General features: G+C 68.7%; 12 protein-coding genes. All 12 read right to left on the bottom strand.

Annotation, left to right across the window (positions count from 1 at the left end):
• Nucleotides 1-76: 76 nt before the first annotated feature.
• Complete coding sequence (metK, locus tag AB4Y72_RS00550) at nucleotides 77-1,312, bottom strand: methionine adenosyltransferase (protein WP_441424227.1); 1,236 nt, start codon at nucleotides 1,310-1,312, stop codon at nucleotides 77-79.
• Nucleotides 1,313-1,390: 78 nt separating this feature from the next.
• Nucleotides 1,391-2,740 carry a bifunctional phosphopantothenoylcysteine decarboxylase/phosphopantothenate synthase gene (locus tag AB4Y72_RS00545; protein ID WP_441424226.1) on the bottom strand — a complete coding sequence of 450 codons (1,350 nt, stop codon included), beginning with the start codon at nucleotides 2,738-2,740 and terminating at the stop codon, nucleotides 1,391-1,393.
• Nucleotides 2,741-2,792: 52 nt separating this feature from the next.
• Nucleotides 2,793-3,053 carry a DNA-directed RNA polymerase subunit omega gene (gene rpoZ, locus AB4Y72_RS00540; protein ID WP_090581074.1) on the bottom strand — a complete coding sequence of 87 codons (261 nt, stop codon included), beginning with the start codon at nucleotides 3,051-3,053 and terminating at the stop codon, nucleotides 2,793-2,795.
• Between the two features lie 39 nt (nucleotides 3,054-3,092).
• The gene (gene gmk / locus AB4Y72_RS00535; protein WP_441424225.1) at nucleotides 3,093-3,665 is read right to left on the bottom strand and encodes a guanylate kinase; all 573 of its coding nucleotides are present in this window, start codon (nucleotides 3,663-3,665) and stop codon (nucleotides 3,093-3,095) included.
• Between the two features lie 38 nt (nucleotides 3,666-3,703).
• Nucleotides 3,704-4,021, bottom strand: a complete 318-nt coding sequence (gene mihF, locus AB4Y72_RS00530; protein ID WP_175558520.1) for an integration host factor, actinobacterial type — start codon at nucleotides 4,019-4,021, stop codon at nucleotides 3,704-3,706.
• Nucleotides 4,022-4,249: 228 nt separating this feature from the next.
• The gene (pyrF, locus tag AB4Y72_RS00525; RefSeq protein WP_441424224.1) at nucleotides 4,250-5,116 is read right to left on the bottom strand and encodes an orotidine-5'-phosphate decarboxylase; all 867 of its coding nucleotides are present in this window, start codon (nucleotides 5,114-5,116) and stop codon (nucleotides 4,250-4,252) included.
• Complete coding sequence (gene carB / locus AB4Y72_RS00520) at nucleotides 5,109-8,408, bottom strand: carbamoyl-phosphate synthase large subunit (protein ID WP_441424223.1); 3,300 nt, start codon at nucleotides 8,406-8,408, stop codon at nucleotides 5,109-5,111. The genes pyrF and carB overlap by 8 nt, the downstream gene beginning before the upstream one ends.
• Nucleotides 8,408-9,661, bottom strand: coding sequence for a glutamine-hydrolyzing carbamoyl-phosphate synthase small subunit (carA, locus tag AB4Y72_RS00515; protein ID WP_441424222.1), 1,254 nt, complete (start codon nucleotides 9,659-9,661; stop codon nucleotides 8,408-8,410). Before carA ends, carB begins: the two co-directional genes overlap by 1 nt.
• Nucleotides 9,662-9,698: 37 nt before the next feature.
• Nucleotides 9,699-10,220: a PH-like domain-containing protein gene (locus tag AB4Y72_RS00510; protein ID WP_441424221.1), complete on the bottom strand. Its 522-nt coding sequence runs from the start codon at nucleotides 10,218-10,220 to the stop codon at nucleotides 9,699-9,701.
• A complete protein-coding gene (locus AB4Y72_RS00505) occupies nucleotides 10,220-11,605 on the bottom strand; it encodes a dihydroorotase (protein WP_441424220.1) in 1,386 nt (461 codons plus the stop codon). The genes AB4Y72_RS00510 and AB4Y72_RS00505 overlap by 1 nt, the downstream gene beginning before the upstream one ends.
• A complete protein-coding gene (locus tag AB4Y72_RS00500; protein WP_441424219.1) occupies nucleotides 11,605-12,660 on the bottom strand; it encodes an aspartate carbamoyltransferase catalytic subunit in 1,056 nt (351 codons plus the stop codon). The genes AB4Y72_RS00505 and AB4Y72_RS00500 overlap by 1 nt, the downstream gene beginning before the upstream one ends.
• A complete protein-coding gene (gene pyrR / locus AB4Y72_RS00495; RefSeq protein ID WP_441424218.1) occupies nucleotides 12,657-13,271 on the bottom strand; it encodes a bifunctional pyr operon transcriptional regulator/uracil phosphoribosyltransferase PyrR in 615 nt (204 codons plus the stop codon). Before pyrR ends, AB4Y72_RS00500 begins: the two co-directional genes overlap by 4 nt.
• Nucleotides 13,272-13,385: the final 114 nt, after the last annotated feature.

Below are 13,385 nucleotides of genomic sequence, written 5' to 3'. Positions count from 1 at the left end.
CACCGGGAGGCGGCCTGGCTACAGCAGATCACAAGGCACTGACAAACGTCCCACGACGCCGGTGCGGACCCGGGCTTTAGGCGTTGAAGAACGCCTTCAGCTCGTCCACCCGGTCCAGGCGTTCCCAGGTGAAGTCCGGGTCCTCGCGGCCGAAGTGCCCGTGGGCCGCGGTCTTCGCGTAGATCGGCCGCTTGAGATCGAGAGCGTCGATGATGGCCCGCGGGCGGAGGTCGAAGATCTCGGCGATCGCCGCGCTGATCCGCGCCGGGTCGACGGTTTCGGTGCCGAACGTTTCAACATAGGTTCCCACCGGGCGGGCCTGTCCGATCGCGTAGGCGATCTGGATTTCGGCGCGCTTGGCGAGGCCGGCCGCCACCACATTCTTGGCGACCCAGCGCATGGCGTAGGCAGCCGAGCGGTCCACCTTGGACGGGTCCTTGCCGGAGAACGCGCCGCCGCCGTGGCGGGCCATACCGCCGTAGGTGTCGACGATGATCTTGCGGCCGGTGAGGCCGGCGTCGCCCACCGGGCCGCCAATGACGAACGCGCCGGCGGGGTTCAGGATGTTGCGGGTCCGTGAGGTGTCCAGGTTGGACAGCGCCATGACCGGATCCACCACGTGTGTGGCGAGGTCGGCCCGGAGCTGATCGAGGCTGGCGCCGTCGGCGTGCTGGCTGGAGATGACCACGGTCTCGACCGAGACCGGGCGGTCGCCGTCGTAGCCCACCGTGACCTGGGTCTTGCCGTCCGGGCGCAGGTAGGCGAGTTCGCCGTTCTTGCGGACCTCGGTCAGGCGCTCGGAGAGCCGGTGCGCGAGCCAGATCGGCACGGGCATGTAGGACGGGGTCTCGTCGCTGGCGTAGCCGAACATGAGGCCCTGGTCGCCCGCGCCCTGGAGGTCGTAGTCGTCTTCCTGGCGGCCTTCGCGGGCCTCGAGCGAGTTGAAGACGCCGCCGGCGATGTCGTTGGACTGCTGGCCGATGGACACCGAAACGCCGCACCGGGCGCCGTCAAAGCCGTTGGCCGACGAATCGTACCCGATGCCCAGGATGGTCTCCCGGACAATCTGCGGGATCTCGACGTAGGCGTCGGTGGTGACCTCGCCGGCCACGTGCACCAGGCCGGTGGTGGCCAGCGTCTCCACGGCCACCCGGGACTCCGGGTCCTTGGCGAGCAGAGCGTCGAGGATCGAGTCGCTGATCTGGTCGCAGATCTTGTCGGGGTGGCCTTCAGTCACCGACTCGGACGTGAAGAGCCGGAGCGCGGCGGGCGTGGACCCGTGGAAGTCGGGGATGTGCAGCGGTAAAGTCACTCAACTACCTTACTGGTTGGAAAACGGACGTCCGGCGGCGTGTGTCCCCATGCTAAGGAGACGTTGGTTACGCCGAGCCTATGCGGGCGGGACAACCCGGCTCAGCTCGGCGCTGATCCGGTCGATCACCGCAGCCGCGACGTCGGATTTGGAACCCGACGCCTCTTGGGGTTCGGAGCCGGTGCGGGAAAGGATGACTACGGAATTGGTGTCTTCGCCAAAGACCTTGTCCCGGCCCACCTGGTTGACCACCAGCAGGTCACAGGCTTTCCTGCGGAGCTTGTCCCGGGCATAGTCCAGGACGTCGCCGCCGGCATCGCCGGTCTCGGCCGCGAAGCCGACGATCAGCTGATTCCGGGACGCGGCTTCGCGGACCTCGACGAGCTCACGCAGGATATCGGGGTTGCGCACGAGGTTGATCACGGGGTCGGCGACGTCGTCGCGCTTCTTGATCTTGGTGCCGGAGACGTCCGCGGGGCGGAAGTCCGCGACGGCGGCGGCCATGATGACGACGTCGGAGTCGGCGGCCGCGTGCAGCGCGGCCTTCCGCAGTTCCAGGGCCGTTTCGACGCGGATGAGTTCGACGCCGTCGGGCGCCGGGACCTCCATGTGGGCGGCAAGCAGCCGGACGCGGGCGCCGGCGTTGCGGGCGGCGGCGGCGAGGGCCACGCCCTGCTTGCCGGAGGAACGGTTGCCGAGGAACCGCACAGGGTCCAGCGGTTCGCGGGTCCCGCCGGCACTGATGGTGACGGTGAGCCCGGCCAGGGGCCGGGCGGCGGCGGGTCCGGCGTCCGTCTGGTCTGCGTCCGCAAGGTCAGGGTCCGCACGGTCCGTGTCCGTCTGGTCCGGGTCCGTCTGGGCCGTCTCCAGGCCCGCGGGCGGGGCTGGCTGGGCGGCGGATGCCCCGGCGAGGGCCACGGCGGCAGTGAAGATCGCTTCGGGGTCGGGCAACCGGCCGGGACCGGAGTCGGCGCCTGTCAGCCGTCCGCTGGCGGGTTCGAGGACGGTGACGCCCCGGCTGCGCAGGGTCTCGACGTTGGCCTGGGTGGCCGGGTGCTGCCACATTTCCGTGTGCATCGCCGGGGCCATGAGCACGGGACAGTCGCCGGCCATGAGCAGGGTGTTGGTGAGGAGGTCATCGGCCTGGCCGGCGGCCGCGCGGGCCAGGAGATCGGCGGTGGCCGGAGCCACGACGATCAGTTCGGCCTCGTGCCCGAGGCGGACATGGTTGACGGTGTGGACGGCGTCGAACACGCTGTTGCTGACCGGGTGGCCGGAAAGGGCCTCCCACGTGGCAACGCCGACGAACCGGGTGGCCGCCTCGGTGGGGATGACCGTGACGTCATGGCCGGTTTCAGTAAAAAGCCGGAGGAGCGACGCCACCTTGTAGGCGGCAATCCCTCCCCCGACTCCGAGGACTATGCGCACGTGATCTCCGTCAGCAGGCAGTCTGTTTACTTTGCACTTCCCGCGAAGGGAACTACTCTGCGGCTTCGATCGGCGTGGAAACGAGCTTGCCTTCGTTGATTTCGCGCAGGGCGATCGAGAGGGACTTCTCGTTCAGCTTGGTGTCGACCAGCGGGCCGACGTACTCGAACAGGCCCTCGTGAAGCTGGGCGTAGTACGCGTTGATCTGGCGTGCGCGCTTGGCACCGAAAATCACCAGTCCGTACTTCGAGTCGGCGGCCTTCAGCAGCTCGTCGATCGGCGGGTTGATGATGCCTTCAAGGTTCGTGGACACGAATTCTCCAAATTCTAACGGGCCGGTACGTCCCGGCGCCTAGCGCTGGTTCGGGGTCAGCCCCATGAGTGAAACAAGCTCGTCCGCTGCCCGACGAACGTCATCATTGATGACGGTGTGGTCGAACTCCGGTTCAGCGGCAAGTTCTAGTTTAGCGGTTTCCAGCCTCTGCTGCTGTTCTTCGGCACTTTCCGTGCCGCGGCCGACCAGCCGGCGGACCATTTCGTCCCAGCTCGGGGGCGCCAGGAACACAAACTGGGCGTCCGGGACGGCCTCCTTGACCTGCCGGGCGCCCTGCAGGTCAATCTCCAGCAGGACCGAACGGCCCTCGGCGATGGCGGCGTCCACCGTGCTGCGCAGCGTGCCGTAGCGGTTCCGGCCGTGGACCACGGCCCATTCGAGCAGGTCGCCGTTTTTGACCAGGGAATCGAATTCTTCGGCCGACTTGAAGAAGTAGTGGATACCGTCCTGCTCCCCCGGCCGCGGCGGGCGCGTGGTGGCCGATACGGACAGCCAGACGCCGGGGTAGTTGTCCCGGATGTAGGTGGAGACGGTGCCTTTGCCAACAGCCGTCGGGCCGGCGAGGACTGTCAGTCCCGGTTTCTTGCTCACATATTCCTTTGGGCGGTGGGGCAGCTCGGCGGAGCGAACTATTTGTCGTCAATAAAATCTACCAGCGCCCGGCGCTGATGGATTCCCAGGCCCCGGACCCGCCGCGATTGTGCAATGCCGAGTTGGTCCATGATGGCCGCCGCCCGGACCCTGCCGATCCCGGGCAGGGCTTCGAGCAGTTCCACGATTCTCATGCGGGCAATGGCGTCGTCGGTTTCGGCGGCACTGATGACTTTGGCGATGGTCAGTTCTCCCGTCTTGAGGCGCTCCTTGGCCTCGGCCCTAGTGGCCCTTGCGGCAGCGGCCTTGCGGAGGGCGTCGGAACGCTCCTGCGGAGTGAGGGGTCTCAAACTCACGGAAGTCCTCCCTGCATGGACGGACGGGGCACTCATGCCCTTGCCCTGAACCTACCGTCTCGCGGCGGCAGAAATCAATGGAAAACTGCGGCCGGCGCCGCAACCGGGAGCCCGCTCCGGGCGCCGGAACGCTCCCGGGCGAACCCGGAAGGCTCGTGTCCCGGACCGGCGGCAGCCGGTCCGGGACGGACCGGCGGCAGCCGGTCCGGGACGGCCCGGGCGTTTCCGTCAGGCTGAGAGGAGTTCGTCGAGCGTGCGCCGTGCGGCATCCCGCAGGGCGGCCGCCTTGGGCCCGGCGCCGAGGATGTCCCGGCTCGAGGTGGCCAGGACCTGGGGATACGCCGCACCGAACGTGCGCCGCAGGTCCGCGGCCGTGGCCCCTTGGGCGCCCAGGCCGGGGGCCAGGATGGGCCCGCGGACCGCCGCGAGATCAAGATCCAATGCGGTGAGGGCGGACCCCACGGTGGCGCCCACCACCAAGCCCACGGAACCGAGCGGACCGCCGTAGCGCCGGTTCTCCGCGGCGGCCGCCTCGGTGATCCGCCGCGCGACCGAGTCCGCCCCGCCGACGTGCTGGACGGAAGCGCCTTCCGGGTTCGAGGTGAGTGCGAGCACGAACACGCCGCGTCCACTCTCGGCCGCCAGGTCCAGGGCGGGCCGGAGCGACTCAAAGCCCAGGTACGGGCTCAGCGTGACCGAGTCCGCGGCCAGCGCGGAGCCGTCCCGCAGCCAGGCGTCGGCGTAGGCGGCCATCGTGGAGCCGATGTCGCCGCGTTTGGCGTCCGCGATGGTCAGCACGGACGCGTCAGCGGCGGCCGCCAGGGTGCGTTCGAGCACGGCGATCCCGGCGGAGCCGTGCCGCTCGTACAGGGCCACCTGCGGCTTGACCGCGGCAGCGAGGGAGGCCACGGCCTCCAGGACAGTCAGCGAGAAGCGTTCCAGCCCGGCGGCGTCGTCCGTCAGGCCCCAGCGCTGCAGCAGGGCCGGGTGCGGATCGATCCCGACGCACAGCGGACCGCGGTCCGCCATGGCCCGGCCCAGCCGGGAGCCGAAGGACTCCCGGCCGGCCGGTTCCGCGGTACGTGCCTCAGGCATCCTGCAGGGCCTTCAGGTACGCGGCGTGCTCCTGCAGGCTCGTGACGGACCATTCGTAGGTGCGCAACGCCTCGATGGCCTGCACCGCGGCGTTGAATTCGGCCACGGTGGTGATGCAGGGAATGCCGATGGACGTTGCCGCCGCCCGCAGTTCATAGCCGTCACTGCGGGCCTCCCCGCCGGAGGGCGTGTTGAAGACCATGTCGATCTGGCCGGCGACGATGAGGTCGGCGATGGTGCCTTCGCCCTCGGCGCTGGAGCCCTCGGCGACCTTCCGCACGGGGGTGGCCTGGATGCCGTTGCGGCGCAGGACATCGGCCGTGCCGCCGGTGGAGACGATCTCGAAGCCGAGGTCGGAGAGCCGCTTGACGCCCATGATGACCGAGCGCTTGTCCCGGTTCGCCACGGAGACGAAGATCTTGCCTTCCGTGGGCAGGGCGTTGTTCGCGGCGGCCTGGCTCTTGGCGAAGGCGGTGTCGAAGTGCTTGTCGATGCCCATGACCTCGCCGGTGGAGCGCATTTCCGGCCCGAGCAGGGAGTCCACGACCTTGCCCTCGGGGGTCCGGAAGCGGCTGAAGGGCAGCACGGCTTCCTTGACCGAGACGGGCGCGTCCAGCGGCAGCGTGGAGCCGTCGCCGGTCTCCGGCAGCATCTTGTAGGCGCTGCGGAGCTGGTTGATGGTGACGCCGGTGCCGATCAGGGCCGCGGCCTTCGCCATCTGGACACCGGTGGCCTTGGAGACGAACGGCACGGTGCGGGAGGCGCGCGGGTTGGCTTCCAGGACGTAGAGGACGTCGGAGGCGAGGGCGAACTGGATGTTGATCAAGCCGCGGACCCCCACGCCTTCGGCGATGGCGAGGGTGGCGGTGCGGACCCGTTCCAGGACGTTGTTCCCGAGCGTGATAGGCGGCAGCACACAGGCGGAGTCGCCGGAGTGGATGCCGGCTTCCTCGATGTGTTCCATGATGCCGCCGAGGTACATCTCCGTGCCGTCGTACAGGGCGTCGACGTCGATCTCGACGGCGTCCTCCAGGAAGCGGTCGATCAGGACCGGGTGCTCCGGGGTGATTTCCGTGGCGTTCGCGATGTAGCGGGAGAGGTTGGACTCGTCGTAGACGATTTCCATGCCGCGGCCGCCCAGGACGTAGGACGGGCGCACCAGGACGGGGTAGCCGATCTCGTCAGCGATCTTCTTGGCGTCCTCGAAAGACACGGCGGTGCCGTTCTTCGGCGAGATGAGCCCGGCCTTGTCGAGCACCTGGGAGAAGGCGCCGCGGTGTTCGGCGAGGTCGATCGCTTCCGGGGACGTGCCCAGGATCGGCACGCCGGCGTCGGCGAGCTGCTGGGCCAGCTTGAGCGGGGTCTGGCCGCCGAGCTGGACGAACACGCCCATGACGCCGCCGGTGCGCTCCTCGGCCGCGATGACCTCGAGGACGTCCTCGAGGGTGAGCGGTTCGAAGTACAGGCGGGTGGAGACGTCGTAGTCGGTGGAGACGGTCTCGGGGTTGCAGTTGACCATGACGGTCTCGTAGCCGGCCTTGCGCAGCGCCATGGAGGCGTGAACGCAGGAGTAGTCGAACTCGATGCCCTGGCCGATCCGGTTCGGCCCGGAGCCGAGGATGATGATGGAGGGTTTCGCGTGCAGCGCGACCTCGTCCTCCTGGTCATAGGAGGAGTAGTGGTACGGGGTGTACGCGGCGAACTCGGCGGCGCAGGTGTCCACGGTCTTGTAGACGGGGCGGATGCCCAGGGCCTGCCGGACGCCGCGGACGACGGCCTCGGAGTTGTGCGTCAGGGCGCCGATCTGTTCGTCGGAGAAGCCGTGGCGCTTGGCGCGCTGGAGCATCTCGTGGGTCAGGGCGCTGGACGTGCGGATCTCTTGGGAGATCTCGTTGAGCAGCTGGAGCTGGTCCAGGTACCAGGGGTCGATCTTGGTGGCCTCGAACAGCTGCTCCACGGTGGCGCCGCCGAGCAGGGCGCGCTGGACCTGGTGCAGTCGCTCGGTGGTGGGGCGCTTGGCCTTCTCGATCAGCTCGGCGACTTCCCATTCCGGGACGTGGCTGAAGTCCAGCTGGGAGCCCTTCTGCTCCAGGGAGCGCAGGGCCTTCTGCAGGGCCTCGGTGAAGTTCCGGCCCATGGCCATGGCCTCGCCCACCGACTTCATGGTGGTGGTCAGGGTGGGGTCTGCCGCCGGGAACTTCTCGAACGCGAACCGTGGGACCTTGACCACGACGTAGTCCAGGGTCGGCTCGAAGGACGCCGGGGTCTTCTGCGTGATGTCGTTGGGGATCTCGTCCAGGGTGTAGCCGAGGGAGAGCTTGGTGGCGATCTTGGCGATTGCGAAGCCGGTGGCCTTGGAGGCCAGCGCCGAGGACCGGGAGACGCGCGGGTTCATTTCGATCACGACGACGCGGCCGGTGTCGGGTTCGACGGCGAACTGGATGTTGCAGCCGCCGGTGTCGACGCCGACCTCACGGATGACGGCGATGGAGATGTCACGCAGCCGCTGGTATTCGCGGTCTGTGAGGGTCAGGGCGGGGGCGACCGTGATGGAGTCGCCAGTGTGGACGCCGACGGGGTCGAAGTTCTCGATCGAGCAGACCACCACGACGTTGTCGTTCTTGTCTCGCATCATCTCGAGCTCGTATTCCTTCCAGCCGAGGATGCTCTCTTCGAGCAGCACCTCGGATGTGGGGCTGTACTGCAGGCCCTGGCCGACGATCCGGCGAAGGTCCCCTTCGTCGTAGGCCAGGCCGGAGCCGAGGCCGCCCATGGTGAAGGAGGGCCGGACGACCATCGGGTAGCCGAGGTCCTCGGCCGCGGCGATGGCCTCGTCCATGGTGTGGATGATGTGGCTGCGCGCCGATTCGGCGCCGCAGCGCTCCACCACGCCCTTGAACTTCTCACGGTCCTCGCCCAGCTCGATCGCGGCGATGTTGGCGCCGATCAGCTCGACGTTGTACTTCTCCAGGACGCCGTTCTTGTCCAGCGCGATGGCCGTGTTGAGGGCCGTCTGGCCGCCCAGGGTGGGCAGGAGCGCGTCGGGGCGTTCCTTCGCGATGATTTTCTCCACGACTTCGGGGGTGATCGGCTCCACGTACGTGGCGTCGGCGAACTCGGGGTCCGTCATGATGGTGGCCGGGTTGGAGTTGACGAGGATGACCCGCAGGCCCTCCTCCTTGAGGACGCGCAGCGCCTGGGTGCCGGAGTAGTCGAATTCGGCCGCCTGGCCAATCACGATCGGGCCGGACCCGATGACCATGACGCTCTTGAGGTCGGTTCTCTTGGGCATTACTTCTTGTCCTCAGTCTTGGAATCGGTGGCAGTCTTTGTGTCGGCATCCGCGCCGGTCGCGCCTCCTGCGTTTGTCTTGGTATCCGCCATCAGCTCGATGAAGCGGTCGAAGAGGTAGGCGGCGTCATGCGGCCCGGCAGCCGCTTCGGGGTGGTACTGCACAGAGAACGCCGGGATGTCGAGGCAGGCGAGCCCTTCGACGACGTCGTCGTTGAGGCTCACATGGCTGACCTCGACGCGGCCGTAGCGTTCCTCGGGCGCCCGGGTGGCGCCGTTGAGCGGGGCGTCGACGGCGAAGCCGTGGTTCTGCGAGGTGATTTCGACCTTGCCAGTGCGGCGGTCCATGACCGGCTGGTTGAGGCCGCGGTGGCCGTAGCGCAGCTTGTAGGTGCCGAAGCCCAGGGCGCGGCCCAGGATCTGGTTGCCGAAGCAGATGCCGAAGTACGGGATCTTCTCATCAAGTACGGAGCGCAGCAGCGCCACCTGGTTGTCCGCGGTGGCGGGGTCGCCCGGGCCGTTGGACATGAAGAAGCCGTCGGGGTTGACGGCCTGGACATCGGCGAGGGTCGCCGTGGCGGGCAGCACGTGCACCCGGACGCCGCGCTCGGCGAACCGGACGGGGGTCATCCGCTTGATGCCCAGATCGATCGCGGCAATGCTGAACCGCGGCTCGCCTTCCCAGCCGAAGTCCTTGGGCTCGACCGTGTAGGCGGCGTCCACGCTGACTTCCTCGGCGAGCCGGGAGCCTTCCATCGGCGCGCTGGCCAGGACGGCGTCGGTCAGTTCCTTGTCCGTGGCACGGGCGGCGTCGCCGGAGAAAATTCCGGCGCGCATGGTCTTGTGTTCGCGCAGGTGCCGGGTGATGGCGCGGGTGTCCACTCCCTGGATCCCGACGATCCCCTGCTCGACGAGTTCGTCGTCCAGGGAACGCTCGGAGCGCCAGTTCGAGGGCCGGCGGGCGGCGTCGCGGACGATGTAGCCGGCCACCCAGATGCGGCGGGACTCGGCGTCGTCGGTGTTGACGCCGGTGTTGCCGATGTGCGGCGCGGTCTGGACCACGAGCTGGCGGGCGTACGAGGGGTCGGTGATGGTCTCCTGGTAGCCGGTCATGCCGGTCGCGAAGACTGCCTCGCCGAGGGCGGTTCCGGTGGCGCCATAGCTGGTTCCGCGGAATATCCGGCCGTCTTCGAGCACGAGGACTGCGGGGGTGGATGCTGTCACTGTATTTTCAATCCCTGTTTCTTCTGACACTGCTGTTTCTGACACTGCGTGGGATTCCGTCACGTCGTTACTTTCCACTATCGGCTTCTGCCTGAGGGGCTGCGGAGATCAAATCTTGGAGGGTGGTGAGGAGCAGGGCCTTGTCGCCGGCGTGCCGGGTCCGGAAGCCGGTGTCCAGTTCGCGGGAGCCGAGCATCCAGCTGAGCACCAGCAGGCCGTCCTTTTCCACGAATTTTCCGGCCATGCCGCTCTCCAGCCGCACACCGGTGAGGCGTCCCGCCGGGATGAACACCGGGCCCGCACCGGCGCGCTCGAACAGCGCCCCTTCGGGGTGCACGCTGAGCTCGGCGTTGGTGCGAAGGCCCAGATTCTGCACGGCGATCCGGTCCAGCCAGTCACCGGCGGTGGTGGAGGCGACGTACTGGCCGTCGGCGGCGGCCAGGGGGGCACCGAGGTCGGCGGGGACCTCGGGAAGCGGGTCGACGTCGGACTGGCGGCGCAGGCGGTTGCGCCAGCCGAGCGCCAGGAGCACAAACGCCACAACGAGGAGCACTGCCGTGGCAATGCCGAGGACGAGCAGCCTGTCCATCAGGGCCGGCCCGCCGGTGCGGCGTCCGCGGCGTCGGCCGGCCACCGGTACGGGGTGTTGAGTTTGCCGTCGAGAACCGTCGGGTGGCCCTTGAAGAACGTCGCCACCACCCTGCCGGGAAGCTCCCGGCCGGCAAACGGAGAGTTACGGCCCATGGTTGCCATCTTAGAAGGGTCCACGGTCCAGCGCGCAGCCGGGTCCACGAGTATGACGTTGGCGGGTTCGCCGGTTTCGAGCGGCCGGCCCTGGTCCTGGAGCCGGCCGATGGCGGCCGGGGCGGTGGACGTGACGCGGGCGAAGTCGGCCCAGCCCATCAGGCCGGTTTCGATCATGGTGTGCTGGACCACGGACAGCGCCGTTTCCAGGCCGGTCATGCCCATGGCCGCCTGGGCCCATTCGCATTCCTTGTGCTCGCTCGGGTGCGGGGCGTGGTCGGTGCCGACGACGTCGATCGTGCCGTCGGCCAGCGCGGCGCGGAGCGCCTGGACGTCGGCGTCGGTGCGCAGCGGCGGGTTGACCTTGTAGACGGGGTCGTAGCTGCGGGCGAGCTCGTCGGTGAGCCACAGGTGGTGCGGGGTGACCTCGGCCGTCACGTTGACGCCGCGGGACTTGGCCCAGCGGATGATTTCCACGGAACCGGCCGTGGAGACGTGGCAGACGTGCAGGCGGGACCCGACGTGCTGGGCCAGCAGCACGTCGCGGGCGATGATGCTTTCCTCGGCCACGGCGGGCCAGCCGGCCAGGCCGAGGACGGCGGAGACCTCGCCCTCGTTCATCTGGGCGCCGGCGGTGAGGCGGGGCTCCTGCGCGTGCTGGGCCACGACGCCGTCGAACGCCTTGACGTACTCCAGGGCGCGGCGCATCAGCACCGGGTCGTGCACGCAGATGCCGTCGTCGGAGAACACCCGCACGTGTGCACGGGAGTCGGCCATGGCACCGAGTTCGGCGAGCTGCTCCCCCGCCAGGCCGACGGTGACCGCGCCGACCGGGCGGACGTCCACCCAGCCGGCGGTGCGGCCCAGGGTGAGCACCTGTTCGACGACGCCGGCGGTGTCCGCCACCGGGGTGCTGTTGGCCATCGCGTGCACGGCCGTGTAGCCGCCCAGGGCGGCGGCGCGGGTGCCGGTTTCCACGGTTTCGGCGTCTTCGCGGCCGGGTTCGCGCAGGTGGGTGTGGATGTCCACCATGCCGGGGAGTGCGACGAGGCCGGCGGCGTCAATCACCGTGGCGCCGGCCGCAGCGGCGGAGTCGGCGTCCAGTTGCGGGCCGCGGGCGGCGATGATGCCGTCACGGATCAGGAGGTCCTCGGCTGCTCCGCCCAGGATCGCGGCGCCGCGGATGAGGTAGGCGCCGCTGTTGCTTGCATGGTGCTGCTGTTCGGCCATCAGTGGCTCTCCTGGTGGGAATAGGGTGCGTTCGGACGGGCGGCGTGGGAGGTGGCGGCTGAGAACACGGCCGCAGGGGGAGCCGCCGGTTCGCGCGTCTCCCCGGACAGCAGCAGGTACAGCGCCGCCATGCGGATGGAGACACCGTTGCGGACCTGCGCCAGCACGGTGGAGCGGGGTGAGTCCGCCGCGGCGGCGGAGATTTCCAGGCCGCGGTTCATGGGACCCGGGTGCATGATGATGGTGTCCTTGAGCCCCAGGCTGTCCAGGGCGCGGAGCCGGTTGTCGTCGAAGCCCCAGCGGCGTGAGTACTCGCGGGTGGTGGGGAAAAAGGATGCGTTCATCCGTTCGCCCTGGACCCGGAGCATCATCATGGCGTCCACGCCCTTCGCGAGGGTCTCGTCGAGGTCGTAGCTGACGGCGCAGGGCCATGTTTCGACGCCGATGGGCAGCAGGGTGGGCGGCGCGACGAGCGTGACCTCGGCGCCGAGGGTGCGCAGCAGCCAGACGTTGGAACGGGCCACCCGCGAGTGCAGGACGTCCCCGGCGATGGCGACGCGCATGCCTTTGAGGTCGGCCCCCGTGGACGGCGTCCCGGCAAGTTTGGACCAGTGCCGTCGCATGGTGAAAGCGTCCAGCAGGGCCTGAGTGGGGTGTTCGTGGGTGCCGTCACCGGCGTTGATGACGGCGGCGTCGATCCAGTCGGTCGCAGCCAGCCGGTGCGGGGCGCCGGAGGCCCAGTGCCGGATGACGACGGCGTCGGCGCCCATGGCGGCGAGCGTCTGGGCGGTGTCCTTGAGCGACTCGCCCTTGGAGACGGAGGAGCCCTTGGCGGCGAAGTTGATGACGTCGGCGGAGAGCCGTTTGGCCGCGGCTTCGAAGGAGATCCGGGTGCGGGTGGAGTCCTCGAAGAAGAGGTTGACCACGGTCCGGCCGCGCAGGGCCGGGAGCTTCTTGACCTCCCGCTCCCCCACGGCCGCCATTTCCTCGGCGGTGTCGAGAATGCGGATGGCGTTGGGCAGGCTCAGGTCTTCGGTGGAGAGCAGGTGCCTCATGCGGTGGCCTCGATGACCACTTCATTGACGGGGACGCCGCCTGTTTCCCCGCCGCCGGCGGAATCCGTTTCCTCGAGCCGGACGCGGACCTTTTCGGCCGACGAGGTGGGCAGGTTCTTCCCCACATGGTCTGCGCGGATCGGCAGTTCACGGTGGCCGCGGTCAATCAGGACAGCGAGCCGGACGATCCGCGGCCGGCCGAGGTCGATCAGGGCGTCCAGGGCGGCGCGGATGGTCCGGCCTGAGTACAGGACGTCGTCGATCAGCACCACCACTTTGTTGTCGATCCCGGTGCGCGGCAGCTGGGTGGGGTACGGCGGACGGGTGGGCTGGTGCGAGAGGTCATCGCGGAACATCGTGACGTCGAGCTGGCCGACGATCGCGGCGGCGTCCACGCTGGGATCCGCGGCGGCGATCTTGGCGGCGAGGCGGACGGCGAGGGGGTAGCCCCGCCGCGGGATGCCCAGCAGGACCAGGTCCTGGGAGCCCTTGTTGGCCTCAAGAATTTCATGGGCGATACGAGTAAGCGCACGGTCAATGTCAGCCTGGTTGAGGACAACCCGGGTGAGCACAACCGTCGCCGGATCCGGTGCGGAGGGCACAGAAGTCAAGGCTCGTCTCCCCTTTCCCCGCCTCACGGGACGGAATTAAAAAAGGATTATTTGCTCTTTCAAATTACCACAGCGCCACCCGTGACCCGTCCCGGGACGGGGCGTTGTGCGTCA

Origin of the sequence: Arthrobacter sp. YAF34, assembly GCF_052113245.1 — a bacterium.
Taxonomy (GTDB): domain Bacteria; phylum Actinomycetota; class Actinomycetes; order Actinomycetales; family Micrococcaceae; genus Arthrobacter.
The sequence above is the reverse complement of the archived record's forward strand: the minus strand, read 5'-3'. Positions and strand labels throughout refer to the sequence as shown.